This window comes from Streptomyces sp. NPDC001750, assembly GCF_042892615.1.
GTDB lineage: Bacteria > Actinomycetota > Actinomycetes > Streptomycetales > Streptomycetaceae > Streptomyces.
The window spans coordinates 101722-127416 of the sequence record NZ_JBIAUE010000009.1; the positions used below are offsets into that span (position 1 = coordinate 101722).

The 25695-nt window shown below is 72.9% G+C and carries 19 protein-coding genes; 5 read left to right on the forward strand and 14 right to left on the reverse strand.

What is annotated here, in order from left to right; translation table 11 throughout:
- Positions 1–85: 85 nt before the first annotated feature.
- Entirely contained in the window at positions 86–2251 is a 2166-nt protein-coding gene (locus ACFYY6_RS16570; protein ID WP_388650323.1) for an N-6 DNA methylase, read from the reverse strand.
- A gap of 234 nt (positions 2252–2485) precedes the next feature.
- On the opposite strand from ACFYY6_RS16570, the gene ACFYY6_RS16575 reads away from it, so the two are divergent.
- Positions 2486–3325, forward strand: coding sequence for a DUF4190 domain-containing protein (locus ACFYY6_RS16575; RefSeq protein ID WP_351624152.1), 840 nt, complete (start codon positions 2486–2488; stop codon positions 3323–3325).
- 30 nt (positions 3326–3355) lie between these two features.
- Positions 3356–4123, forward strand: coding sequence for a hypothetical protein (locus ACFYY6_RS16580; protein ID WP_351524909.1), 768 nt, complete (start codon positions 3356–3358; stop codon positions 4121–4123).
- A gap of 112 nt (positions 4124–4235) precedes the next feature.
- Here the strand turns inward: ACFYY6_RS16580 and ACFYY6_RS16585 are convergent, their stop codons facing one another.
- From ACFYY6_RS16585 to ACFYY6_RS16595, 3 genes are all read right to left on the reverse strand, one after another.
- The gene (locus ACFYY6_RS16585) at positions 4236–5000 is read right to left on the reverse strand and encodes an HNH endonuclease family protein (protein WP_386606995.1); all 765 of its coding nucleotides are present in this window, start codon (positions 4998–5000) and stop codon (positions 4236–4238) included.
- Positions 5001–5509: 509 nt separating this feature from the next.
- Positions 5510–6289, reverse strand: coding sequence for a GntR family transcriptional regulator (locus ACFYY6_RS16590; protein ID WP_351518484.1), 780 nt, complete (start codon positions 6287–6289; stop codon positions 5510–5512).
- Entirely contained in the window at positions 6286–6828 is a 543-nt protein-coding gene (locus tag ACFYY6_RS16595; RefSeq protein WP_351624150.1) for a UTRA domain-containing protein, read from the reverse strand. The genes ACFYY6_RS16590 and ACFYY6_RS16595 overlap by 4 nt, the downstream gene beginning before the upstream one ends.
- 151 nt (positions 6829–6979) lie before the next feature.
- Between ACFYY6_RS16595 and ACFYY6_RS16600 the strand changes: the two genes are divergently transcribed.
- Positions 6980–7381, forward strand: coding sequence for an ATP-binding protein (locus tag ACFYY6_RS16600; RefSeq protein WP_389193692.1), 402 nt, complete (start codon positions 6980–6982; stop codon positions 7379–7381).
- Positions 7382–7434: 53 nt separating this feature from the next.
- On the opposite strand, the gene mfd is transcribed toward ACFYY6_RS16600, so the two are convergent.
- Positions 7435–10977: a transcription-repair coupling factor gene (gene mfd / locus ACFYY6_RS16605; RefSeq protein WP_351518474.1), complete on the reverse strand. Its 3543-nt coding sequence runs from the start codon at positions 10975–10977 to the stop codon at positions 7435–7437.
- An 838-nt stretch (positions 10978–11815) separates the two neighbouring features.
- On the opposite strand from mfd, the gene ACFYY6_RS16610 reads away from it, so the two are divergent.
- Positions 11816–12814, forward strand: a complete 999-nt coding sequence (locus ACFYY6_RS16610) for a helix-turn-helix transcriptional regulator (protein WP_351518472.1) — start codon at positions 11816–11818, stop codon at positions 12812–12814.
- A gap of 15 nt (positions 12815–12829) precedes the next feature.
- On the opposite strand, the gene ACFYY6_RS16615 is transcribed toward ACFYY6_RS16610, so the two are convergent.
- Both ACFYY6_RS16615 and ACFYY6_RS16620 read right to left on the reverse strand, forming a co-directional pair.
- Positions 12830–13117 (reverse strand): hypothetical protein, encoded by a 288-nt coding sequence (locus ACFYY6_RS16615; RefSeq protein ID WP_351518470.1) that lies wholly within the window; start codon positions 13115–13117, stop codon positions 12830–12832.
- Entirely contained in the window at positions 13114–14463 is a 1350-nt protein-coding gene (locus ACFYY6_RS16620) for an amidohydrolase (RefSeq protein ID WP_389193696.1), read from the reverse strand. The genes ACFYY6_RS16615 and ACFYY6_RS16620 overlap by 4 nt, the downstream gene beginning before the upstream one ends.
- Before the next feature lie 245 nt (positions 14464–14708).
- Between ACFYY6_RS16620 and ACFYY6_RS16625 the strand changes: the two genes are divergently transcribed.
- Positions 14709–14885 (forward strand): thiazolylpeptide-type bacteriocin, encoded by a 177-nt coding sequence (locus ACFYY6_RS16625; protein WP_073790073.1) that lies wholly within the window; start codon positions 14709–14711, stop codon positions 14883–14885.
- Positions 14886–15028: 143 nt separating this feature from the next.
- Here the strand turns inward: ACFYY6_RS16625 and ACFYY6_RS16630 are convergent, their stop codons facing one another.
- The 7 genes from ACFYY6_RS16630 to ACFYY6_RS16660 form a co-directional block, all read right to left on the reverse strand.
- Positions 15029–17008 carry a TOMM precursor leader peptide-binding protein gene (locus ACFYY6_RS16630; protein WP_386606886.1) on the reverse strand — a complete coding sequence of 660 codons (1980 nt, stop codon included), beginning with the start codon at positions 17006–17008 and terminating at the stop codon, positions 15029–15031.
- Positions 17005–17760, reverse strand: a complete 756-nt coding sequence (locus ACFYY6_RS16635; RefSeq protein ID WP_351518464.1) for an ABC transporter permease — start codon at positions 17758–17760, stop codon at positions 17005–17007. Before ACFYY6_RS16635 ends, ACFYY6_RS16630 begins: the two co-directional genes overlap by 4 nt.
- 112 nt (positions 17761–17872) lie before the next feature.
- Entirely contained in the window at positions 17873–18859 is a 987-nt protein-coding gene (locus tag ACFYY6_RS16640; protein WP_351518462.1) for an ABC transporter ATP-binding protein, read from the reverse strand.
- Between the two features lie 98 nt (positions 18860–18957).
- Positions 18958–20139 (reverse strand): M50 family metallopeptidase, encoded by a 1182-nt coding sequence (locus tag ACFYY6_RS16645; RefSeq protein ID WP_389193699.1) that lies wholly within the window; start codon positions 20137–20139, stop codon positions 18958–18960.
- Positions 20136–21257: a lantibiotic dehydratase C-terminal domain-containing protein gene (locus tag ACFYY6_RS16650; protein ID WP_389193702.1), complete on the reverse strand. Its 1122-nt coding sequence runs from the start codon at positions 21255–21257 to the stop codon at positions 20136–20138. Before ACFYY6_RS16650 ends, ACFYY6_RS16645 begins: the two co-directional genes overlap by 4 nt.
- Positions 21254–24037, reverse strand: coding sequence for a lantibiotic dehydratase (locus ACFYY6_RS16655; protein ID WP_389193705.1), 2784 nt, complete (start codon positions 24035–24037; stop codon positions 21254–21256). Before ACFYY6_RS16655 ends, ACFYY6_RS16650 begins: the two co-directional genes overlap by 4 nt.
- 61 nt (positions 24038–24098) lie before the next feature.
- Positions 24099–25673, reverse strand: a complete 1575-nt coding sequence (locus tag ACFYY6_RS16660; RefSeq protein WP_386606878.1) for a nitroreductase family protein — start codon at positions 25671–25673, stop codon at positions 24099–24101.
- Positions 25674–25695: the final 22 nt, after the last annotated feature.

Sequence of the window (25695 nt, forward strand, 5' to 3'; positions counted from 1 at the left end):
TCCCGCACGCCCCCACACTCCCACTCCTGTTTCACTCCCGCGCACCCCTTCACTCCCGCACGGCCGTGCGCTCCCGCACAGCCGTTCACTTCGGCGCGACCGTGCCGTCCGCCAGCCCGTCGTACATTCCCTGGACCAGTCGGCCGCCGAGGCGGCCGATCAGTCTGAGCGCCTCCTCGAAGTCGGCCAGCGCGCGGAAGCGTTCCCCGTACCCGCGCTGTTCCACGAGCGGCAGGCGGGGCAGCTGGAGGCGGCGGGCGTCGAGCCGGGTGGCGGTGGAGGCGTAGCTGCTGGCCTGGCGGGTGTTGGCGGTGCCGCGCAGGAACCCGGCGAGGAACCAGGGGTCGAGGGCGGCCGGGTCCGGGCGCAGCAGCTGGAGGTTGCGGCCCAGGGCCGCCCCGGCGGTGGCGTCGTCGATGACACGGACGACGGAACCGCCCCCGAGCACGGGCACCACGACGTCGCCCGCTTCGACGAGGACCGGTTCCTCGGAGGGGCCGTCGGCCGGGAGGCTGCCCGAGGGTGCGGTGGAGCCGAGCACGTCGTGCTCCGTGAGGACGGGGACGGAGCCGGGACCCGCGCCGGAGCCGCCGGTGTACAGCCGGAGCGCGCCGGCGCGGGCGAGTTCGCCGACGGTGGTGAGCGGCCAGTACGCCGGCTCGGAGGCGACCACGGGCGGCGGGGTGAGCGTGCCGGTGAGACCGAGCGTCTCGGTCAGCCGTTCCCGTACGCGGATCAGTTCGGCGGGGCCGCTCGTGGCCGCCGGTGGCGGGAGATGGCGGGCGGGGGCCAGGTCGACGTCGTCGTCGAGGAGTTCGATGACGGGAACGACCCGGCGGCCCTCCCTCCGGCCCTCTTCCCCGCCGCGAGCACGGCCCCGGGTGTCGTCCGCCCGCCCCTCGGCCGCGCCGCTCCCGGCTCCCGTCCCCTCGCCCACGAACGACTGCCAGGCATCGAGCACGACGGCGTGCACCACCTGCCAGTCGAGCCGGTCGCGCCCGCCGGCCGGGGCGGTGGCCGACTGGCCCGGAGCGGCCGGTTCGGCCGGTTCGGCGGTGTCGACGAGCAGCACGTGCGGCGAGGGGCGCACTCCGCTGCCGGGCTTGCGCAGCACCCAGAGATGGAGCGGGATGCCGTACGGGGGCGCGGCACCGGCCGGGAGCGCGACGACGGCGCGCAGGGCGCCGCGCCGCAGCAGATCGGCGCGGATACGGCGTCCGGAGCGGCGCGACGCGGCGGCGGGCGGCATCAGGAGCACGGCGGTGCCGCCCTCTCGCAGACGGGCCAGGGCGTGCTGGACCCAGGCGAGTTCGGACTCGGTACGGGCCGGGAAGCCGTACTCCCAGCGCGGGTCGTAGGCGAGTTCGTCGTGGCCCCAGTTGCGTTCGTTGAACGGCGGGTGGCAGAGCACCGCGTCGGCGGAGAGCCGCGGGAAGGCATCGGCGAGGAGGGTGTCGCCCGTGCGGACGCGGATGGTGCGGCCCGTACCGGCGTCGTCGTGGAGGGCGAGGCGGAGCGCCGTGAGCGAGGCGAGATCGGGGTCGGACTCCTGCGCGTACAGGGCGTCGCGGCGCTCGGCGGCGCACAGCAGGGCGCCGGTGCCCGCCGCAGGGTCGAGGACGGTGCGGGCGGGCCGTTCCCCGGCGTCCGCCAATGCGGCCATGAGCGCGGCGAGTCCGGGGGGCGTGAGGGTGTACTGACGTGGGTTCGCGTCCAGTTGACGTCCCAGCAGAAACTCGAACGTGTCCCGGGCGCCGTTCTCGGCGGCAAGTTCCGCGACACCCCGGAGCAGCGCGACGGACGGGAGCAGTTCCGCACGACCAGGGGTGTGAACCACCCGTCCCCGTTCCTCGGCGGGTCCGAACCGTTCGGCGAGCACGTCGTCGAGGACGAGGGACAGCACACCGGCCATCGCCTCGTCGGGCACGGCGGCGATCTCCCGCCAGGCGGCGGGGTCGTTCCGCAGCACCAGCAGGGCGCAGCCGGTGTGGACCAGGGCGGGGACCGGACCGAGCGGATGCCCGGCGAGCTGCTGCCAGACCCGTTCACGGAGCGGGACTTCGGCGAGTTTCCCCTGGTCGCGCAGCCACTGCTCGACCTCGGACAGCGAGAAGGCCGGACTCGTCTCGGTGCCGCCGACGGGCTTGGGGAAGTCCGCGTGGCGGCGCCGCCAGTTGCTGACGGCGGCGCGCCCCACGCCCGCGAGTCGGGCGATCCCGGCAGCGGTCACCTCTGTCGAGTTCTCCGGCACTGACTGTCTCCTGGTCCTGGCCCTGGTCCTGGCCCTCGGCGTGGGTGCGGTGACGGCGAGCATACCGATGCCGTTCACATGAAACCGATTCACAGCGTGCATCGACCCATTCATTGTGAACCTTGTTGACTCGGTTCACAAGCTCTGCTCTTATTGACCCGCCGCCACACAAGGCGACGCATCGATCCGCTCACACCCCGCATTTCGTCCCGTCTTTCGCCGGAGGGCACACCCATGTCCGAATTCACGCAGCCGCCGCAGTCCCCGCAGCCTCAGCAGCCGTACGCCCCCGCCCAGCAGCCGGGTGTGCGCCCGGCGCGCAACGGGCTGGGCATCGCCGCACTCGTCCTGGGCGTCATCGGCGCCGTGTCGGGCCTGATCCCGCTCCTGTTCTGGCTGGCGGGCATCCTGGGCGTCATCGGCCTGATCCTGGGCCTGTCGGGCCGGGGCCGGGCCAAACGCGGCGAGGCCACCAACAAGGGTGTGGCTACCTTCGGCGCCGCGCTCGGCCTGGTCTCGCTGATCCTGGCCGTGGTCGGCGCGGTGATCACGTTCAAGGCCGTGGGCGACGCGGTGGACGAACTCGACAAGGCGGTGTCGGGGGCCACGGCCTCCGCGAAGCCGAAGCCCGGCGGCGACACGAAGAACGGCGGCGCGGGCAAGGACGGCAAGAAGGACACCGGCAAGGCACTGGGGGCCGGTGACTCGGCCGTGTACGACGACGACCTGACGGTCACGGTCGGCGACGCCACCACGTACGCCCCGGACGAGTACGCCATCGGACACACCAAGGGCAACAAGGCGTACCGCGTCACCGTCGTCATCGAGAACGCCGGCAAGGAGAAGTTCGACGCCACCCTCGTCGATGTCGCGGCCCGGGCCGGCGAGGACGGCGTGGAGGCCGAGCAGATCTTCGACGACAAGGTCGGCAAGGGCTTCAGCGGCACGGTCCTGCCGGGCAAGAAGGCCACGGTCGAGTTCGCCTTCGACGCCCCCGCGGACGCGAAGAAGCTGACCGTCGAGGTCAACCCCGGGTTCACCTACGACGCCACCCAGTGGGACCTGAAGCTCTGACCTCCCCTCCCCCTCCCCCGAAAGTCCGCCATGCGCCTGCTCGCCCGCACCACCGTCAACACCCTCTGCGCCCTCACCCTGCTCGGCCTGGCCGCCTGCGGCACCGGGACTTCCTCGTCGAACGACTCCGACGCCTCCCCGTCCAAGACGCCCGCCCCCTTCGCGGACATGTCAGGTCCCGAGGTCGTCAACAAGGCCATCGAGACCACGAAGAAGGCGAAGTCGATGAACCTGGCCATCGAGACGAAGTCGGATGAGGGCCCGGTCTCCGCGCGCCTCACCGCCGCCCTGCCGGGCGACTGCGCGGGAACCATGTCCATCGGTCCGGCCGGGACCATCGAGATCCGCAAGACCGGCGGCACCGTCTACACGAAGTTCGACGAGGCGATGCTGCGCGAACAGTCCAAGGGCGAGCCCGCCGCCGACGTCGACGCCGCGGTGGACATGCTCGCGGGCCGCTGGATGAAGTCGAAGGCCTCGGATCCCGACAGCAAGGACATGCTCGAACTCTGCGACCTGGCCACGATGTTCAAGGACTTCGAGGCCAACGACGACGTGGCCGAGAAGGCCGGCGAGACCACCGTCGACGGCAGGCGCGCGCTGCGCCTCGTCGAGAAGGACGGCGAGGACACCTACACGATGCTGGTGGCCGCCGAGGGCGAGCCGTACATCCTCCAGGTCGACGTCAGGAGCAGCGAGGAGCCGACGAAGATGACGCTTTCCGGCTTCGACGAGCCCGTCGAGGTGAAGGCGCCCGCCCCCAAGGACGTCGTCGACCCGAACAACCCGACCGGCTGACCCGGCCGACCGGGCCGGCCCGCCGGTGGGCCACGGGGGACTCACCGGCGGGCACACACCGGATACGGGGCACGCACGAGGTGCGGAGGCCGACGCGCGGCACGGCTGCGCGTCAGCCTCCGCACTGCTCCAGCATGGCCTTCTTGTCGGCGGCGGTGACGGGCAGTTCGTACTTCAGCGACACCTGCGCGAACCGCACCGCGTACGAACAGCGGACCGGCTTGTACGGCGGCAGCCAGGACGCGGGGCCCGAGTCCCGCTTCGCGTTGTTGGCCGGACCGTCCACGGGCAGCAGGTTGAGCGGGTCGTTGGCGATCTGCTGCCGCTTGGCGTCGTTCCAGCGGGAGGCACCCATCTGCCAGTCGTACGAGAGCGGCATGACGTGGTCGATCTGGACCTTGGCGGCCTTCTCCTTGCGCCAGTCCAGGGTGGAGCCGGTGTACGGATCCTTGAGGGTCATCGACACGACCACGCAGTCCGAGCCGGAGCGGAACTTCAGGTCCTTGCCGTCCCGGGCGAGGAGGTCGTTGCGGGTGTCACAGCCGTTGCGGGCCAGCGGTATCCCGTCGACCGAGTCCTTCCAGGCGTAGCCGAACTTGTCGCGCGCGTAGCCGGTCTTCGGCCCCCGGCCCTTCGTCGCCACCTTCTCGATGAGCTTCCGGCCCGCCGCCCGGTCCGCCTCGGAGGTGAGCGGGGCGAGGCCGGGCTTCGTGCCGTCGGGATTCTCCAGCGGGCTGGCGCCGAATCCGCCGACCGCCCGCCCGCCCCCGTCCGCCCCGCCGTCCTTCTGGCCGGTACCGGAGGACGGCGACCCCGCCTCGAAGTCGCAGCCCGCCAAGGCCAACACGGCCGCCACGCCGAGCGCGGGCAGCATCATTCGGTACGTACGAGGAGATCTCACGCAAAGCCGTCCTGACAGGGAGAAAATCGAACCAGGAAATCGTACGAATTTCTTTCTGTTTGACAGGTACTCACACGCGGCACCGCCCAGGATGCGGCCTGGATCACACAGCTCACGGCGCGGCGCACCGAGGGAGCGCCACCGGGACGGGGACGGACGTGGCGCCGCACGACACGCTCGTCGGCACGGGCGCGACGAGCGAACTACGCCGGTACCGGATCTGCGACCCCTACCCGCGCTTCCGGTTCAGCCGTTCTGCGCCCGCGACCTGAACCACCTGGCCGAGGGCCGGGACGTCATCCCCGGAGCGGCCGGGGCCGCGCTGCTGGCGGTCCGCCCGGCCGGGACCGCCGAGGGCGTGGTCGTGGACCTCACGCTCGCCCCGAAGGACCTGCTTGCGGCGCGGGTGAGGTCCGCCCCGGCGCAGAAGCCGTGCGAGGCGAACAGGCAGCCCACGGAACGCCCACATTCACCGATGCCGACGGTCACTCCGCCGTGAACTCGTACTGCAGCTCGTACAGATGTCCCGCCTTGACCATGACGGTCGCCTCGATGGGGCGCCGTTCGTCGCTGAAGACCACGCGCAGCGTGCGGAGCACCGGAAGGTCACCGGGCAGCCTCAGGACCTGGTACTGCTCCTGCGTGGGGATTCGGGCCGAGACCCGGTCCACGCTGAGCCGTGGCGGGTAACCCAGCTCGGCGAGAAGTGCCGGTGTGCCGCCCGGGATCTTCCGGCGCTCCTCCATCGCCGTCCCGCGGGCGATTTCCAGCGGGTAGTACGACGCGACGAGTTCGGCGGGTTCGTCGTCGATCGTGAGGAGTTGCCGTCGCAGGAGCGCGGTGCCGGACTCCGGGAGCCCAAGCACCTCGGCGACGTCCGCGGGCGGGCGGCTCTCCGCGACCTCAAGGAGCGTGCTGTGCGTGCGGAAACCGTCCTTGGCGACCTCGGTCAGCCAGCGGTACGGCTCACCCGGGGCCGCCGGGGCCATGTACGAGGCAGGGCGGATGGTGTGCTGTCGGTGTTCGCGGACCGTCACCGCGGCACCCGCCCTGCCGACCACCAGGTGTTCGCCCTTGAGGAGTTGGACAGCCTTCTGCACGGTCGCGTTCGAGGCTTCGAAGCGTTCCTTCAGTTGGGCGGTGGACGGCAGCGCCGCGCCCGGGGCGAGGTCCCCACCCATGATCTGGTCCCTGAGATCGGCGGCGATCCGCTCGTGCAGCGAACGGCGGTCGGTGGCATCCGTTTCGGGTCCGGGCACGGTCAGCCGATCCTGATCTCGTAGCGCAGCTTCTGGCGTCGTGGCGGCATCGCCATCACATCGACCTGAAGGGGCCGGTCGGCCCCGTCGAGGGTGAGCCGGGTCAGTTGCAGCACGGGTTCACCGGCCGTCAGCCGCAGTTCCTCGCGTTCGCGCCCAGTCGCCAACCGCGCGGTCACGTCCTCGCGCACGCGGACGCCGACGTATCCCAGGTCCGCCAGCAGCCGGACCGCCCCGCCCCGGATCTTGGCGGTCCCGGCGAGGGCGGTGCCGGCCGCGATGTCCAGCGGGTAGTACGTGTCCGTCAACTCGCAGGGCTCGTCGTCGAGGTACATGATCCTGCGACGGGCGATGACGTGCCGCCCTGCCGGGGTTCCCAGCAACTGCGCGACCGCCTCCGGCGGTTCCGTCTCGCCCGCCCGGACGATGCGCTGGCTGCCCCGACGGCCCTCCGCCGCGGCCTCCGCGGCCCACGCGTCGCCACCGGCACCGGCAGACCCCGCGAGGTATGGCACCGAGGTGCTGACCCACTCACCGCCGCTCATACCGCCTCTCCCTTCATCGCCCCGTACCGGTCTGTCGCATCACACCGTAGGCGAGCCGGGCCCGCCCCCACAGAGTAAACCTTGCCGCTTTTCATGAATAGCAGTACAGCCACCGACACATTACAGCCCGTGAGCAAGGCGGTGAATCACCGTGCACCTGTCGGAACAGCGCCGTTTCCCCCGCAGACGCACGTCGGTTGGGGCCTCACGTGACTTCGTCACCGGCGTCCTCGTCGATTGGGGGCTTCACGCCCTGGTCGAGGACATAAGGCTCTGCGTCTCGGAACTCGCCACCAACGCCCTGCTTCACGGCGTGCCGCCAGGACGCGAATTCCATGTCGGCCTCCATCGCGGCACAGAACTGGTGCGACTGTCGGTCCGCGACAGCGGGCCCGCCCGGCCGAGGGTCCAGTCTCCGGACGTCGACGCCTGCTCCGGGCGCGGGTTGCATCTCGTGAGCGGAGTCGCCGACGATTTCGGCGTCGACCACCACATCGTCGGCAAGACCGTGTGGGCCGCGTTCAAGAGCCACGCCGCACCCCGCACGCCATGACGGCGCCCGGCCCGCCGTGTGTACTTGGCGGGCCGGGCACCGGCACCCCGGGGTTACGACCCCAGGATCGTCGTCAGGAACTCCCCCGTCCACGCCAGCAGTTCGCGGCCCACGACCGGCTTGCCGCCGATCCTTCCGGTGGTGGGGCGGGGGACGAGGATCTGGTGGACGGCCGGCTTGATGACCGTCTTGGGGTAGAGGCGCTTCAGGCGCAGCTCCTGGGACTCGCGCAGTTCGACCGGGGCGAAGCGGATGTTCGGGCCCTGGAGCACGATCTCGCCGACGCCGCAGGCGCGGGCCAGCATGCGCAGGCCGGCGACCAGGAGGAGGTTCTCGACGGGTTCGGGGAGCTTGCCGTAGCGGTCGGTGAGCTCCTCGCGGACCGCCCTGATGTCGTCCTCCGTGGAGGCGGAGGCGATGGCCCGGTACGCCTGGAGGCGCAGCCGCTCGCCGGGCGCGTAGTCGTGCGGGACATGGGCGTCGACCGGGAGCTCGATCTTGACCTCCGGCGGCGCCTCCTCCTCGACGCCGCCTTCGAGGGAGGCCCGGTAGTCGGCGACCGCCTCGCCGACCATGCGGACGTACAGGTCGAAGCCGACGCCCGCGATGTGGCCGGACTGTTCGCCGCCCAGGAGGTTTCCGGCTCCGCGGATCTCCAGGTCCTTCATGGCGACGTACATGCCCGCGCCCATCTCGGTGTGCTGGGCGATGGTGGCGAGGCGTTCGTGGGCGGTCTCGGTGAGCGGCTTCTCCGGCGGGTAGAGGAAGTACGCGTAGCCGCGCTCGCGGCCCCGGCCGACCCGGCCGCGCAGCTGGTGGAGCTGGGAGAGGCCGAAGTTGTCGCCGCGCTCCACGATCAGGGTGTTGGCGTTGGAGATGTCGATGCCGGACTCGACGATCGTCGTGGAGACCAGCACATCGAACTTCTTCTCCCAGAAGTCCACCACCACCTGCTCCAGGGCCTGTTCGGACATCTGGCCGTGTGCCGTGGCGATCCGCGCCTCGGGGACGATCTCGCGCAGCCGGGCGGCGGCGCGGTCGATCGACTCGACGCGGTTGTGGATATAGAACGCCTGGCCCTCGCGGAGCAGTTCACGGCGGATGGCGGCGCCGATCTGCTTCTCCTCGTACGGGCCGACGAAGGTGAGGACCGGGTGGCGCTCCTCCGGGGGCGTGGTGATCGTCGACATCTCGCGGATGCCCGTCACGGCCATTTCGAGCGTACGAGGGATGGGCGTCGCGGACATGGTGAGGACGTCCACGTTCGCCCGGAGCTTCTTCAGCTGCTCCTTGTGCTCGACGCCGAAGCGCTGCTCCTCGTCGACGATGACCAGGCCCAGGTCCTTGAACTTCGTCTCGGAGGAGAACAGGCGGTGGGTGCCGATGACCAGGTCGACGGAGCCGTCGCGCAGCCCTTCGAGGGTGGCCTTGGACTCGGTCTCCGACTGGAAGCGGCTGAGCGCCCGTACGTTGACCGGGAACTGGGAGTAGCGCTCGGTGAACGTGCCGTGGTGCTGCTGGACCAGGAGGGTCGTGGGGACGAGGACGGCGACCTGCTTGCCGTCCTGGACCGCCTTGAACGCCGCCCGGACCGCGATCTCCGTCTTGCCGTAGCCGACGTCTCCGCAGATCAGCCGGTCCATCGGGACGGACTTCTCCATGTCCGCCTTGACCTCGGCGATGGTGGAGAGCTGGTCGGGCGTCTCCGCATACGGGAAGGCGTCCTCCAGTTCGCGCTGCCAGGGGGTGTCCGGGCCGAAGATGTGGCCGGGGGCCGCCATCCGGGCCGAGTACAGCTTGATCAGGTCGGCGGCGATCTCCTTGACGGCCTTCTTGGCGCGCGCCTTGGTCTTCGTCCAGTCGGCGCCGCCGAGCCGGTGCAGGGTGGGGGCCTCGCCGCCGACGTACTTGGTGACCTGCTCCAGCTGGTCGGTGGGGATGTAGAGGCGGTCGCCGGGCTGGCCGCGCTTGGCGGGGGCGTACTCGACGAGGAGGTACTCGCGGGTGGCACCCTGCACCGTGCGCTGCACCATCTCGATGTACCGGCCCACGCCGTGCTGTTCGTGGACGATGTAGTCGCCGGTCTCCAGCGTCAGCGGGTCGATCGTCTTGCGGCGGCGGACCGGCATCCGGCCCAGGTCCTTGGTGGCGGTGCGCTGGCCGGTGAGGTCGGTCTCGGTCAGGACGGCGAGCCGCAGCTCCGGGTCGACGAAGCCGTGGTCGAGGGCGCCGCAGGAGACGTGCACGACGGACGGCGAGACCTCGGTCAGGTCCGGGTCGAGCCGGGCCGGGACGCCCTCCCCGCCCAGCACCTCGACGGTGCGGGAGGCGAGCCCCTGCCCCTCGGTGACGTAGACCGTGCGCCAGCCGTCGGCGAGCCAGCCCTTGGTGTCGGCGAGCGCGCGGGCGGTGTCGCCCCGGTACGCCTCGGGGGCGTGCATGCCGAGCTTGAGCGTGTCGGTGTCCTCATCGGCTTCGTCGGCTCCGCCGGCGGCGAACGGGGAGACCGACCACCACATCATGCCCAGCTCGCGGGCCCGGTCCCGGACGTCCGCGATGCCCCACAGCGAGGCCGCGCCGACGTCGATCGGGGCCTCTCCCCCGCCCGCGGTGGCCGCCCACGACGCCTGGAGGAACTCCTGGCTGGTGGCGACGAGGTCGGCGGCCCGGGTCCGCACCCGCTCCGGGTCGCAGACCAGCGCCATCGCCCCGGCGGGCAGCACGTCGAGCAGCAGTTCCATGTCGTCGACGAGGACCGGCGCGAGGGACTCCATGCCCTCCACCGCGATGCCCTCCGCGATCTTGCCGAGCAGTTCGCCCAGCTCCGGGTGGCTCTCGGCGAGGGCGGCGGCCCGCTCGCGCACCTCGTCGGTCAGCAGCAGCTCCCGGCAGGGCGGGGCCCACAGGCCGTGCTCGGCGACCTCCAGCGAACGCTGGTCGGCGACCTTGAAGTAGCGGATCTCCTCGACGTCGTCGCCCCAGAACTCCACCCGCAAGGGGTGCTCCTCGGTCGGGGGGAAGACGTCCAGGATGCCGCCGCGCACGGCGAACTCGCCGCGCTTCTCGACCAGTTCGACCCGGGAGTACGCGGCTGCCGCGAGCGCGTCGACGGTACTGCCTAGATCGGCGCTCCCCCCGGTGCGCAGCGAGACCGGTTCCAGGTCCCCCAGGCCCTTGACCTGCGGCTGGAGCACCGAGCGGATGGGCGCGACGACGACCTTGACCGGGCCGGTCTCCGGGTCGTCCGCGCTGGGGTGCGCGAGGCGCCGCAGCACCGCCAGGCGGCGGCCCACGGTGTCGGAGCGGGGCGAGAGCCGCTCGTGCGGCAGGGTCTCCCAGGACGGGTACTCGGCGACGGTGTCCGGCGGCAGCAGGCCGCGCAGCGCCGCCGCGAGGTCCTCCGCCTCACGGCCGGTCGCGGTGACGGCGAGCACGGTCCGGCCCGACTCACGGGCCAGGGCGGCCACGGCGAAGGGGCGGGCGGCGGGCGGCCCGACCAGGTCGACGTGCATCCGGTGGCCGTCGTCGGCGGCCTTCGCCGCTTCGGAGAGTGCCGGGTCACGTACGACGACATCCAGCAGACCGTGCAGACTCATGAAGGCTTCCGTCCGGGTAACGAGGTAACGAGGTCTAACGAGGCCGGGGACCCGGCAACCGGCTGCTGCCGGGTCAGGGGCAACGCGAAGGACCCGACACGTACGGGGGGCGGCCTCCGGCCCGGCATGATCCGGGAGCCACCCCCGGCGGGCCGGGGATCCCAGCCTACGACTCCCCCGTGACAGCCGCGCCCGCAACCGCCCGGGACCGCGCCCGGTATCGCTCGTGATCGTGGTCGACCGGGACCGCGATCGGTCGTGAGCGCGGTCGGTCGTGAGCGATCGGTAGTGAGCGCGATCGTCTCCGCCCGGGGCGCCGTCGACCGGGGGCGCCGTCGACGGCGCGCTGCGCGGCCTGCCGGTGGCCGGTGCGCGGCCTGATCGCGTCGGCGGCGGGGCGGGCCCGTCGCGACGGACGCGACGGAAGCGGGTGGCGCGATTCCGGCGGCCGGACGGCGCGGCACCGTATCCGGTCCGGCCGGGCGCGGCGGGGCCCATATCCCGGTCCGGCCGGGCGCGGCGGGGCACCGTATCCCGGTCCAGCCGGGCGCGGCGGGGCACCGTATCCCGGTCCGGCCGGGCGCGGCGGGACCTCATATCCCCGGTCCGGACCATCCGTCGCGTATGCCGGGCCGCTCGTCGCGGGACGCACACCGTTCATCTCCGCATCGCACACAGTTGTGCCCGGCCCCCTCACAGAAATGATCTCAGCGTCTACTCTTTGGCCGAAAGATTCCGCAAAAGTTGCACAGGCAGTCAGTACGGCAGCCGTGGACCAGCGCTCACGGGCGACCGCCGGGAGCGCACGGCCGACAGGGACCAGGCAGCGGGGGCGCGCATGGGCGAGAACGAGATGTCCATATTCGGGGTCTCGGAGGCCGAGGAAGAGGTCTACCGGCACTTCCTCCGCAACCCCGGCACCGCCACCGACGATCTGCACCTCCTGCTGCGCACGGACCCGCGGGCGGCGCGCACCTGCGTCGACCGGCTCCAGGCCCTCGGGCTCCTCCACCCCGAGGGCCCCGACCTGCGCGTCTTCCCGATCGACCCGGAGGTCGCGGTGGCCAGGCTCATCGATTTACGCCTGCACGCCCTCCACCAGGAACTGCAGCGCGTCACCCGGTCACGCCACGTGATCGACGGTCTACGCGCGGAGCAGGGGGCGCGCAGGCCTCCTCCGCCGGGCATCGAGCAGTTGGAGGGCCTCGACCAGATCCGCGACCGGATCGACGACCTGGCGTTCTTCGCCAGGGACGAGATCCTCTCCGTGGAGCCGTACACGAAGCTGTCGGCCGAGAACATCGCCCGCTCGCGCCCGCTGGACCTGCGGTGCCTGCGGCGCGGTGTGAAGATCCGGAACGTCGTGATCCGGGCGGCGCTGCACGATCCGGCGACCGCCGCGTATCTGCGGGAGCTGGCCGAGAACGGGGCCATGATCCGGGTGACGGAACACAGCGCCGAGCGGCTGCTGGTCTACGACCGCAAGGCCGCCCTCGTCCCGCTGGACCCGCACGACACCTCGCGCGGGGCGCTGCTCGCCCACCGCGGCGGCCTGGTGCGCAACATCATCGCCCTGTTCGAGAAGATCTGGGACCAGGCCGAGGATCTCTCGCGGGCGAGCGGTGCGGACGGCGGGACTCCGGACGACGGCCTGTCGGAGATCGAGCGGCGGGTCCTGGTGTCCATGTGCACCGTGGGCAAGGACGAGGCGGGCGCCCGCGAGCTGGGGGTCTCGGTGCGGACGTACCGGCGGTACGTCGCCGATCTCCTCCAGACCCTGGGTGCCGCCAGCCGCGCCCACGCCGCCCTGCTGGCCCGGGAGCGCGGCTGGATCTGACGCGCGGTCCCCGTCTCACGTTTCCTGCGCCCAGCCGTCCAGTGCCCGGTCGGCGAGGGCACGGGCGACGGCCCGCCGGACCGTGCCGTCGTCGACGGTACGGCTCAGGGCGATGCGCAGGGCGATCCGGTCGGGCCCCACGGACCGGGGGGCGCAGGCCCAGTGGGCGGGGAGCAGGCTCAGCAGCCGTACGACGGTGGTCTCGCCGGTCGGGGCGGTGCTGTCGCGGCGGACGGTCACCAGGTCGATGTGGCCGCGGTCGCGGCCCGTCCCGTATGCCGCCTCCCCGGTGGGACGGGTCACGGGGTGCCCCTTTCCGGCTCCAGTAACCGCCGGGCCGCCGACGCCATGGCCGCGATCCCGGCCGGCAGGGCGGTACGGACGTCCGGGGCGAACTCCGGTGCGTGGTTGGACGGGACCGGCGGTCCGCCGTCCCTGGACGCGCGCCACTGCCGTGCCCCCGTGACGCCGAGCAGCCAGTACACCGTCGCCACGCCCTCGGCGCCGAACCACGCGAAGTCCTCGGTGGCGGTGAGCGTGCCGCAGTCGCCGACCCGGTGAGGGCCGAACGACTCCTCGTGCGCCCGGCGCACGGCGGCCGTGGCCTTCGCATCGGTCAGCAGGGCGGGCGAGCGGGCGGTGACGGTGAAGTCCGGGTCCCTCGGGCAGCCGGACGCCGCGCATTCGGCCCGCACGATCCGCAGTGCGGCGGCCGTCATCCGGTCGACCGCGTGCTCGCTCGACGCCCGTACGCACAGGGAGAGTCGTGCCGTCTCCGGGATCACGTTGCCGGGCCCTCCGGCGCGCAGCGCGCCGACGGTCAGCACCGCCCGCTCGGCCGGGGCGGTCTCCCGCGAGACGACGGACTGCAGCCGCAGCACCGTGGCCGCCGCCGTGAGGACCGGGTCGACGGTGAGGTGCGGGGTGCCGGCGTGGCCGCCGCGCCCGTACAGGGTGATGTCCACCATCGCGCCTGCCGCCATCAGCGGCGTACGGAACTCCGCGGCGTGCGCGAGGGTGCCCGCGGGCGCGGGCGAGGTGTGCTGGGCGAGGACCGCGTCCGGGGTGCCGAACCGCTCGTACAGGCCGTCCGCCAGCATCTCCCGCGCACCGGTCAGGCTCTCCTCGGACGGCTGGCCCGCGACCAGGACCGTGCCGCGCCACGCGGAGCGGGTCCGGGCGAGTTCGGCCACCGCCCCGGCGACCGCGGCGAGATGGAGATCGTGGCCGCAGGCGTGCATCACGCCCGGCACGGTGCTCGCGTAGGCGAGGCCGGTGCGTTCGGTGACCGGGAGTGCGTCGAGCTCGGTACGGAGCATGACGGTCGGGCCGATGCCGTTGCGCAGCACGCCCACGAGGCCGTGGCCGCCGCCGACCTTCCGGGTCACCTCGCAGCCGCTCGCCGCCAGCCGGGCGGCGAACAGGTCCGCGGTGCGCCGCTCGGCCCCGGACGGTTCGGGGTGGGCGTGCGCGTCGAGGTAGAGCTCCAGCGCCGGGCGCAGGACCTCGCGCGGCACCGCCGGGGCCGGCGGGCGGGGCGGTGCCTGCCGCGCGTCCGCCGGGGCGGGCCGGGTGCCGGGTGGGCACGGGGCGCCGGGAGGACCAGGTGGGGGTGGGGCGCCAGGAGGGGACGGGAGGTGCTCCCGCATGTCAACTCACCTCGTTCCGCTGGGCAGGCCGGTCGTGATCCGGGCCCGCCGGGCACGTGTGGGGCCGGCGTCGACAGCCTGCGCCGCCCCGTCTTCAGGATTCCCGCGTTCCGCTGTCATGGGGTGCCAGCGATCTGACAGCGAAACCGCGGCCGATCTGACAGCGGCTCCCGCTGCAATGGCGTCAGAGCGGGGGAACGGTGCCGGAGCCGCCGGCCCGTCCCCGTGGACCAAGGGAGAAGACCATGGCCCCCAAGACCGAGCTCGCCACCCTCGCCGACGAGATCCTGGAGCTGGAGTCGGAGACCTTCGAGATCTCGGACTACTCGGACGCCGCGGAGGTCGTGCTGGCCGGTTCGACGTCCTGCTCCTCGACGTCGACCTGCTCCAGCACCACCAGCACCACCTCCTGCTGCGCCTGATCGACTCACCGATCGCGCACGCTCCGCACGTCCGCAGGCCCTCTTCGCGCCCGGAGCGCGAAGGGGGCCTGCGTGCTGCGGTGGCCGTTCCCGGCTGGTGCCGCGGCCACGAGGTGCCTCGTGCGGGGCGTCGTGAAGGGGCGTCACGGGAAGGGGTGCGGGACGCGCTTGATCTCGGACTCCGGCACGTCGTCGGCCCGTCGCCCGGCCGCCCGGAGCGCGGTCCGCAGCCGGGGCATCAGCAGGGCCCGCTGCCGGGTCCAGCCGAAGTCGAGCGGCAGCAGGCCGGGGACGACGGCGGCGATGGTGTGCAGGCCCATCCGCCGTTGTTCGGGGGTGGTCTGGTCGACGGCGATGACGTCGTGCCCGCCGGCGACGAGCTGGTCGCGCAGCAGGTTCAGGTCGTCGAGGAGGTCTCCGGTGCGGGGGCGCCTGGGCTCCCAGTCCGCGAAGGCGTCCGCCGACGGGAGCACGGCGACCGGTTCCAGGTACTCCTTGGCGTGCGCGGCCATCTCCGGCAGCCCGTAGAGCTGCGCGTGGTCCTTGAGCTGCCGCACGAGCGTGAAGTCGGCGGCCATGGCGGCGAGTTCGGTGTGCCGCTCGGCGACCTGGTAGGGCAGGTGCGGGATGTACGTGAGGACTTCGGACAGCGCCGACTCGACGGTGGCCTCGGGGTCGAACCCGGCGGCGGCGGCGAACGACAGCGTCCCGTGTCCGCCGTCCCGACGTACCGCGAGGGCGGTGACGACGGGGACGGCCAGGTCCATCCGGGTGTCGAAGGCGTGGACGTCGTAGCCGTGCAGCGCGGCCCGGTCGATCATGCTGCGGACGGCCGGGGAGCGGCAGGTGCCGAGGTCGATCGCGGTGAGCGGGGTGCGGCCGTGCCAGGCGAGCAGGAAGGCGTCGCGTTCGACGATCTCCAGCAGCCCGTAGAGGATCGCCTCCTCCAGGCTGCCGCCGGTGGCGCAGCCGTTGGAGCATTCGAAGACGAAGTTGTCGGCCTCGACCCCGGCGCTGTAGTGGGCGAGCCGGGCGGGCACCAGGACGGGGCGGTCGTCGCGCAGGGAGTGGCCCCACACCCAGGGGATGGGCCGGTCGGGGTCGAACGGGGAGACCATGGGGTCGGTCGCGTAGGTCTCGGGGGCGTAGAGGCCGCAGGCGGCGGGGTCCAGGGCGCGGTCGGCCAGTTCGTGGTAGCTGCCGATCACGGGCGAGGTGCCCCGCCGGCGTCTGGTGCCCGCGTACCGTTCCAGGCCCTCCAGCTGGGCGAGGAGGCGGCTGGTGTCGTAGCCGTTGGCCTGGCCGCTCCAGGTGACGTCGTTGAGACCGGCGTAGCCGCGGACGAAATGGGTTCCGGCGGCCGGTGCCGTGGTGGTGGACGTCGGGTTGATCCAGAGGTCGGAGCCGAGGGTGCCGCACACCGGGTTGACGAGCGCGGCGGTCGGCAGCGGGTACGAGGACAGGGGCCGCAGCCGGTAGCCGTCGGGGTCCGGCTTCGGGGCCGGGCCGAGGTCCATCCGGGCCGCGTCGGCGGTGTCGGGGACCTCCTGGACGCAGGAGGGGCAGAGGGGTTCGGGCAGGATCGGGAACGTCGCGGTGGCGAGGGTCACCAGATCGATCCGGGTGACGCGGGGCAGCACGCGGTCGGCGGCGGTGGCGTCGGTCAGCTCGTGGGTGCCGCCGAGGACCGCGCGGTAGACGGCCCAGACGGCGTCGGCCGCGTACGGGGTGAGGACCGGCCAGTGGACGGCGCCGTTCGGGCGGTGGCCGAGTTCCAGGGCCTCGCGCTCCGAACGGCTGCGCAGCCGCTGCCAGCGCATGGCGAGGCACTGCCCGCAGGCGCCGGCGTCCGGTCCGCCGCCCCAGGGGCCGATCAGCACGGCCCGGGAGGTCAGTTGGACGTTGGCGGCCGGGCGGACGTCGGCGTACGGGTCGGGGCTGCCGTGGCCGAGCGTGTCGGCGGCGCCGAGCGGCACGACGAGCGGCGCGGGCAGGCCCTCGGTGGCCGTCGTCTCCCGGTGCCGGCGGCCGAGTTCGGCGTGGAGCCCGGCCCGGGCGGCCTCCAGCGGGGTCTCGCCGGGCACGGGCGGCACGGCGGGGGCGGGGGCGATGGCCGTCGTCATGACTTGTCACTCCAGCGGAAGGTCTTGAGCGCGATCGCGCACAGGACGACGGCGAACCCGGCGAGCACCGCGCAGGCCAGCCAGATGTCGCTCGTGGTGCCGCCGCCGGTGAGGGCGCCGGAGATCCCGTCGTTGAGGTAGCGCAGCGGCAGCACGCGGGAGAGGTTCTGCATCCAGTCCGGCATGGCGTCCAGCGGGAAGAACGAGCCGGAGAGGAACGCCATCGGGATCATCAGGCAGTTGGCCACGGCGGCGACGGCCTCGGGGGTCTTCGCGTAGCTGCCGACGATGACGCCCAGGGCGAGGAAGGCGGTGATGCCGATGACCAGGACGGGCAGGGCGAGCGGCCAGCGGCCGTCGAGCTGGAGCCCGAAGGAGGGCAGCAGCGCCACGGACACGAACAGCACGGACTGCACGGCGCCGATGCCGAGCGCCAGGACGTAGCGGGACGCGAGGACGGCGGAGACCGGTGTGGGCGTCATCCGGATGAGGCGCAGGATGTCGTCGCGCCGCCACTGCATGAGGACGAAGCCGACGCCGAACACGGCGGCGTTGCCGACGCCCCAGGAGAGGACGCCGGGGGCGATGTAGTTGATGTAGGGCTTGCCGCTCTGCTCGACCGTCTGGCCGTGGAAGATCAGCCCGAAGACGACGAGGAAGATGAGCGGGAAGGCGAAGGTGAAGAAGAGCGTGGTCTTGTCGCGTGTGTAGGCCCGGTATCCGGCCTGGCTCAGCGCCGTGTATGCGCTCATCGGGGATTCTCCGTATCACTGCTGGGGGTGCGGGTCGCGCTGCGGGGTGCGCGGGCGCGTCGCGGGGCGCGCCGGGGGCGGGGCGGTCCGGTCGGGTCGCGGGCGGAACGGGCTACGGGCGCGCGGCGCCGTCGGCTCCGGCGGCCTCGGCGGCGCCGGTGAGGGCGAGGTAGACGTCCTCCAGGTCGGCGGTGCGCGTCTGGACGCCCCGGAGTCCGGCCAGGGCGTCGATCGCGGCCAGGACCTTGCCGGATTCGAGGGTCTCCAGCACGAGGGCGCCGGGTTCCTCGGTGACGTTGTCGACGCCTTCGATGGCGCGCGCCTGGGCGGGGGTGAGCCGGTCGTCGGGGACGACCAGCCGGGTGGTGGGGGCGGCGGCCGCGATGAGGTGGGCCGGGCTGTCCAGGGCCACGACGCAGCCCTCGACCATGATGGCGACCCGGTCGCACAGCGCCTCGGCCTCGTCGAGGTGGTGGGTGGTGTAGATGATGGTGCGGCCCTCGCCCTTGAGGTCGCGCAGCACCTGCCACAGGGCGCGCCGGGCCTGCGGGTCGAGGGCGGCGGTCGGCTCGTCCAGGAAGATCAGCTCGGGTTCGTGGACCAGAGCGGAGGCGATGGCGAGGCGCTGGCGCTGACCGCCGGACAGGTCGTCCACCCGGGTGTCGCCCTGCTCGGTGAGGCCGACGGATTCCAGCGCCCGCTCCGCCGCCGCGTGGTCGGTGCGGTAGAGGGCGGCCATGGTGCGCAGGTGCTCGCGGGCGGTGAGGCGGACGAAGAAGGCCGAGGTCTGGGTCTGCACGCCGAGCCGGGGCAGCAGCGACGGGTTGCGCGGCCAGGGACTGGCGCCCAGCACGGTGACCGTGCCGGAGTCCGCCTTGCGCTGGCCCTCCATGATCTCGACGAGGGTCGTCTTGCCCGCCCCGTTGGGGCCGAGCAGCCCGAAGAACTCGCCGCGCGGCACGGTGAGGGACACCCCGTCGACGGCGTGCCGCTCGCCGTACCTCTTGTGCACGGCGTCGAGGACGACGGCCGCGGTGGACCCGGCGTCGTCCGGACCGGGCCGGTTCCCCGGGGAGGGAGTGGGGGTGGTGGGGCTCATGGGACTTCTCTCCTTGTCCGCCGCTGATCGGCGGGTCGGACTGGTCGGGACGGTCGGCAGGGCATACCGGGCGGGGGCGGGCGGTGAGCGGACGGCGGTCAGACGGTGAGCAGGTGGTGGGTGGCCGCCACGGCGGCGGCGAGGACGCCCGCGAGGGCGAGCACCGCGCTCAGCGCGTACGCGCGGTACGCGGTCCGGGCGTGGCGCGGATAGTCACCCGCGGCGGGATCGCGGCGGGCGGCGAGTCTCAGGTAGGCGCCGGTCGATGCGGCCAGTTCGGTGGCCCCGCACAGCTGGCTCGCGATCCGGTACCCGTCGAGCGGCGGCAGCGGGACCAGCATGGCCAGCGCCTGCACACTGCCCAGGAGCAGCAGTGCGCCGAGCGCGTGGTGCGTGGCGGCGTCCAGCGGGGCGAACAGCCAGAGCGCGCAGAACGGCAGCAGGAACAGCAGGTTCATCACCGCGCCGGCCAGTGCCGTCTGAATGCGTTGCCAACGGGAGCCCAGATAGAGGTAGTTGTCGACCGTGCAGTACATGATGACCACAGGCAGCCGCCAGCGCAGCCCGATTTCGGCCACCGTGCCGCCGTAATGCCGGGCGACGACCCCGTGGGCCAGTTCGTGCAGCGCGGTGCTGAACCAGAGCAGTGTCGCAGCCCCGGTCAGCAGCACCGGGTTGGTGAACAACTCCCTTGTGTGGATGAGCAGTTCACCCGCACGGAGGGCGACGACGGCCTCCATCGCGAGCACGAGCGCCAGCAGCGGGACCAGCAGGCCGGGAGCCAGCAGAAAGCCGACCGCCCGGTGCAGCCGGTCCGTGGTGGCGTCCGCGTCGGCGACCAGCCGCACGCTGCCGCGCAGCACCCCGCGCGCCGGCCGGCCGTCCCCGCCGAAGGCCCCCGTCCCGGCCCCGTCCCCGGGCCGGGCACCGGGCCGGGCACCGGGCCCGGGGGCGGTGGCGGGCGGGGCGGGGGCCCCGGCCAGCAGCCCGCGCGTACCGAGCATCCGCAGGATCTGCTGCCAGCGCGCGGCGTCCAGCCTGCGCCCGTACTCCCGCGCGTACTCCTCGCCGATCTCCGCCAGGCTGCGCCGCCCGTCCATCCGGGCGATGAGGAAGTGCTCCTTGGGGCCCACCCGGAAGGAGCCGCCGCTCGCGGTGTCCTTGATCAGGTGAACCGTCGCCGCGCCGTGCAGCATGGCGTCGCTCAGCAGCACCTCGGGGCGCAGCTCGGGCCGGTACTCGGCGAGGCCCTCGACGGCGCCCGGTGGGGCGGCGCTCATCCGGTCTCCCGCAGCGCCCGGCCCAGGACGTGCGAGAGGTACGCCTCGTCCCGGATCGTCACATGCAGCCGGTTGTTGGTCATATGCATGTACGGGGAGAGCAGCAGCGGCAGCGAGGCCGCCGGATCGGTGACGAGTTCGTCGCGCTCACCGTCCCAGGAGCGGAACACGAGGTCGCCGTTCAACGTCAGTTCGACGGCTCTGTCCCGCAGTTCGGCGCAGTGCTCGGCCCATCCCGCGAGGAATCCGGGCAGCCGGGCGGCATCGTCCCCGCCGTTCCCGTCCCCGCCCGGGCCGCCGGTCCCGAAGCCCTCGCCGGCCCGGTCCGCCACGGCGGCCACGGCGGTGCGGACCCGGGCGAAACGGGCGGCCAGGCCGGGGGCCATGGCGGCGTAGTTGCGGTCGTACTCGTCGCTGCCGATGAAGCCGGTGCCGGGGAACGCCCGGTGCCAGAACTCGTAGTAACTGTCCAGGTAATCGGCCAGTTCTTGACGGTCGGGGAGGAACGCGGCGGACATCACCATCATCAGCTGGGCCGAGGTGCCGAGCAGCACGGTCCGCAGATGCAGGTTCTTCGTACGGAACGCGTCGATGACCAGATCGCTGGATTTGCGGAAGTGCCATTCGGCCAGCTCGATCCCGGCGGGGCCGCCGTACTTGCCGTACTCCGGTTCGTACGGTTCGGCGCTGCGCGAGTTGTTGGGGCGCAGCCGCATCCGGCCCTGTTCATCGGTGTAGTGGCCGCGTTCGGCGCCGGGGAACTCGATGTCGAAGAGGGTGTTGTAGAAGTCGTTGAGGAACCCGGAGTCCACCTCGTACAGGGCGGGCCGTTCGGTGAGGAACGCGTCGACGGCTGCCTCCGTGCGGCGCCGGACCTCGGCCTCGGCGTCCGGGGTGGCGGGCTTGATCCGCAGCCGGACGTGCGGTCCCTCCAGCCAGTAGTTGATGAAGAAGTAGCCGTCGATCAGGCCGTCCGCCTCCAGTTCCTCGATCAGCGGGCGGACGCACTGGGTGAGCATGGGCCGGGGGTTGGCGGCGTAGAAGATGTGCGTGGCCTGCCAGGCTCCGGCCTCGCGGGTGCGCGCGACAGCCGTCGTCGTGGGTGGGGCTGAACTCATGACTCGTTGCTCCTTCGGACGGGGGCGGCGGTCTCCACCGCGAGTTCGGCGACGTGGCGGCCCCGGCCGGAGACGGTGTGCAGTCCGTCCTCGTCGGGCAGCATCTCCCGGAACACGACCCGCGCCCCGGACGTCTTGATCAGGGCCTCGAACGCGGCCAGCGAGAGCGGGCTGTCGAAGTCGACGTAGGCGGGCTTGGCGCCGGTCGCACCGCGCGCCCCGCTGTCGGCGACGGTCGCGAAGACCCGGTCGGGCAGTCCGTGGGCGCGGCGGAACGCGTGCCAGCCCAGGAACCAGGCATCGTCCCCGCCCCCTCCTGCCCCGCCCCCGGTCGTGCGCAGCGGCAGCACGGCGGCGGGCGCGCTCCAGCTGCGCCGGCTGAGCACCACGCTGCCGTGCCGGACGCGCGGCCGGGTGGTGACCCCGTCGACCGGGGCGCCCTCGGGGACCCCGCCCCACACGTTCAGCGGGGACATCGAGGTCGGGGACAGCAGCAGCAGGGTGCGGGGCAGTTCGGGCAGGGCGAGGGGGACGAGGTAGCCGAGGTAGACGGGCACCACCTCCTTGCCGAGCCGGGTGGAGCGCAGGACGAGCCGGTCCGCCTCACGGTCGTGGACGAGGTGGAGGTCGTCCAGGTGGATCCGGTGGGTGGCGGGCAGGGTGCCGCGCTCGCCGGGGCAGACGATCTCGTACGCGGTGAGCCGGCTGTGCAGGTTGAGGTTGCTGGTGACGGGTCCGCCGGTGACCTCGGCGAGGACGGCGTCGTCGGGCAGCAGGTCCTCGGTGGCGGCGAGGAGCTGTTCGTCGAGGCCGTCGAAGAGGTGGGTGAACCTGCTGAACGGGAAGGACACCCCGCCGTAGGAGCGGTTGAGCACGACCAGCGGGTCGCCGGGCCGGTCCGCGATCTGCACATGGTGCGCGAGCGGGGCGAACTCGCTGCGCAGCGTGTCCAGTTCGGCGGCGACCTCGTCGAGGAGCTCGCCGTCCACCCGGATCTCCGGGGCGGCGGGGTCGGCCTCCCAGGCCGCCCACAGGGCGCGCATCCGCTCCACGAAGGTCTGCCGGGCCGTATCGAGGGCCTTGAGCTGCGGCAGGGAGAGCCAGTTCTCCTCGGGTACGTAGTTGCCGTCCGCGTCGAACGTGGTGCGCTTCGCGGTGAACGACATGTACTGGTCGAAGAAGTCCTCGTGGAAGTCGTGGACCAGCTTCAGCAGGTCGTCGCAGCGTCCGCCCTGCCCGTGGCGGGCGAGGAAGAACCCCTTGAACGTGACGCGCTGGGGCAGTGTCAGGTCGAAGGCGGGCAGGACGCGTTCGACCGCGCCGAGCGGTTCGGCGGCCAGCCGCTCCCAGGCGGGGGCGGAGAGTTCGGTGTGGTGCCCGGCCGCCACGTCCTCGTAGAGCAGGGTCTGCGGGACGCGCGCCCGCTCCGCGCCGAGCTCCTCCTCCTGCAGGGCACGCAGCGAGGTGCGCAACTCGCCGATGAGGGAGCGGCGTTCGGCCGGGTCGGCGGCGGCGAACCCCTCGATGTGCTGGGCGGGAGCTTCGAGGCGGTCGGCGAGCCGGTCGGCCCAGGGGCGGCCGAGGTCGCGCAGCGATTCCTGGAAGGCGCGCAGCGGGTCGGTGTCGTGGACCTCGGTGCGCAGGCACGGCACCTGCACCATGCCGACGTCGAGGAGCGCCTGGAGGTACTGGGCGCATTCCTCCGGGTCCGCGTCCCGGTCCTCGGCGAGCCAGTCGGCCAGTTCCCCGTAGCGGAGGGTCTCGCTGCTCTCGAACAGGCCGAGGAGGCGTTCCAGGGTGCCGCTGCGGCGCAGGAAGAACAGCCGGTCCTTCACCGCGTCGAAGGTGACGGCGGTGTCCTCGTCCCCCTGGGTGACCCAGCGGCGCACGTAGCGGACCCGGTCGTCGTCGCGCCCCCACCCGGAGGCGGGGGCGACCGGCAGGTCGGCCCGGCGGACCGGGTCGGCGATCAGGGTCTCGGCGAGCCTGCCGACGGCGGCGACGTTCAGCCGCAGCCGCCCCTGCCAGGCGTCGTCGACCCGGGCCCGCAGGCCGTGGCCCGGCCGGCCCTCGCCGTGGTCGTCGTGGTGACTGTCGTGGTCGCCGTCGACGAAGGTGCCCGCGGCGACCCCGGTGAACGTGGAGAACGGGCTGGTCTTGCACGCCGTGCGGTAGAGGTAGGAGAGCAGCGAGCGCTCGATCTTGCGCTGCTTCTTGTCCGGGGGCGCGGCGGAGTCGGCCCGGATGTACGCGTCGAGCTGGGCGTCCAGGGCCGGGGAGGCGAGCAGCAGGCCCTTGCGCAGCCGCTCCTCGCCCGCCAGCCGGCGCAGCGCCTCGCGGGCGCGGACGGTCTCGGCGGCGAGCAGACCGGCGCCCGCCGCCCGGTGCTCCTCCAGGCGGCGCCGTTCGGTCAGCCAGTCCGCGAGCGCGGTGCCGGCGGCCTCGTCGAGCCCGCGCACCAGGGCCAGGGCCCGGTCGGCGGCGTCGGGGCGCGGCAGCCGGTTGTTGAAGATGTCGCGGCGCAGGGTGAGCAGGGTCCGGCGCAGGGCCTCGTCGTCGCTGCCGCCGACGAGGTCGTGGAGCAGGTCCCCGAGCCGTTCGCCGTCCGCGCGCAGCAGCTCGGTGGCGCGCAGGACCTCGTCGGCCCAGCGGCGGCTGTCCGGGCAGCGCAGCCCCCGCACGCTGTCGACCGGCAGCCCGGCGACCCGCAGCATGAAGCGGGGGCGGGTGACCGCCGCGGGAGCGGTCGTGTGGGCGGGGGCCGGGTGGTCCGGCGTCATGTCGGGTTCTCCCCTTCTCGTTCCGGTCGTCGTCTCGTCGTCCTCATGGGTGGCCGCAGCACTAGGCGATCTCGTACCGGAAGTCGGCCGGGGCGGGCCGCTCGTTGCCGATCATCATGATCAGCAGCGGCGCCTCGCCGGTCCCTTCGAGACCGAGTTCCTCGATGTACGAGATGTTGTCGAAGCCGAGCGCGACCCCGCAGCCGATGCCGACGGCGGACGCGGCGGTGTAGGCGGTCTGGGCGATCGCCCCGACGGCGGCGTTGACCAGGCGGTATCCCCGGTCCCCGACGGCGTCCAGGACGGCGTCGGTGCGGACGGTGGGCACCAGGACCGCGGCCGCCTGCTCCAGGTTGTAGTTGGAGAGAAAGTAGTTCTTCTGGAGGAAGGCGCCCGGGTTGCCCGCCTTCACCAGACGCAGGCTGTGCGCGTCCGGGTCGTACTCGTACGCGCCGGGCTCGACGCCCTCGACGTGGCAGACGAACGCGTAGAGCTTCGCCAGCCGTTGCGCGCCGGTGTCCCCGCCGATCCGTGAACCGGCCACCGAGGCCGCCAGACAGGACGCCAACTGCTCTGCGGTGATGGGCTGTTGGGCCTCGAAGCGGCCGAAGCTGCTGCGGCGGGCGCGCAGCGCGGTGCGGACGTCCGTGTCGAGCGGCGGGCAGGCGGGCAGCGGCGTCCCGGGCCGGTCCGGGTCGGCGGGGTGCGCGACGGCGGGGTCGAGCGCCTCGGGGGCGGGGCGCTTCGCGGCATCGGCGGCGGTGACGTTCTGCATGCGCCGGAGCGCGTCGAAGGCGAGGACGGTGCGCGAGCGTTCCTGGTCGCGGTGGTGCACGGACACCGGGGAGGGGCACGGTGCGGCGGCGGTGGCGCCCGCCCACCTCAGCGGGACGACGGCGAAGACGCCCTCCGCCTCCGGGTCCGCGCCGAGCAGCCGCCCGAGCCGTTCCTCGTCGAACCAGAGCGCGGGCTCGACGGACAGCCCGCGCGCCCCGGCCCACAGCCGCCAGGTCTGGACGCACGCGCCGAGGTCCATGGACACGGCGTGGAAGGAGAAGTTGTTGTACTTGAAGGCGTTCTGCCAGTACTTGATGGTCAGGACCAGGTACTGGTCGGTGTCCGGCCCCGGCGCCCCCTCGCCCAGCGCCGCCCGCACCTCGCCGGTCACGTCGCCGGTCAGCAGCCGCCGCATCGCGTGGTGCCGGGTGGAGTAGTAGTGCACCCCTGGCGGTACGGGACCGCTCGGCCCGGAGACCCAGTGCACGGCGACCGGGTAGAGGCCGCCGCCGGACGCGGTGCCCCGGGACCAGTTGGCGAGCGGGTAGTGGGGCAGGGCGCTCAGGTCGGTGTTGGCCTGGACGCCGAGGCGGCGGCCGGTCAGCCCGTAGGAGTCGCGGAGCATTCCGGAGAGCAGCGCGAGGTCGAACGCGCCGTCCCTGCCGGCGTCCTGGGCCAGCCCCCGGTCCAGGTCCGCATGGGCCGGGTAGTCGCAGTCGGGCAGCGGCAGGCTGTCGGTGCCGGGGTAGAACTTGGTCTTGCGCGGGCCGTCCGCCCAGTCGGGCACGAAGTCGGCGGGGTCCATCGGGACCCGGCCGCGCTGAAGGATCGCGGCGGCGTATTCATGGGCGTACCCCATGGCGGGCTCCTCGGTCACGGGA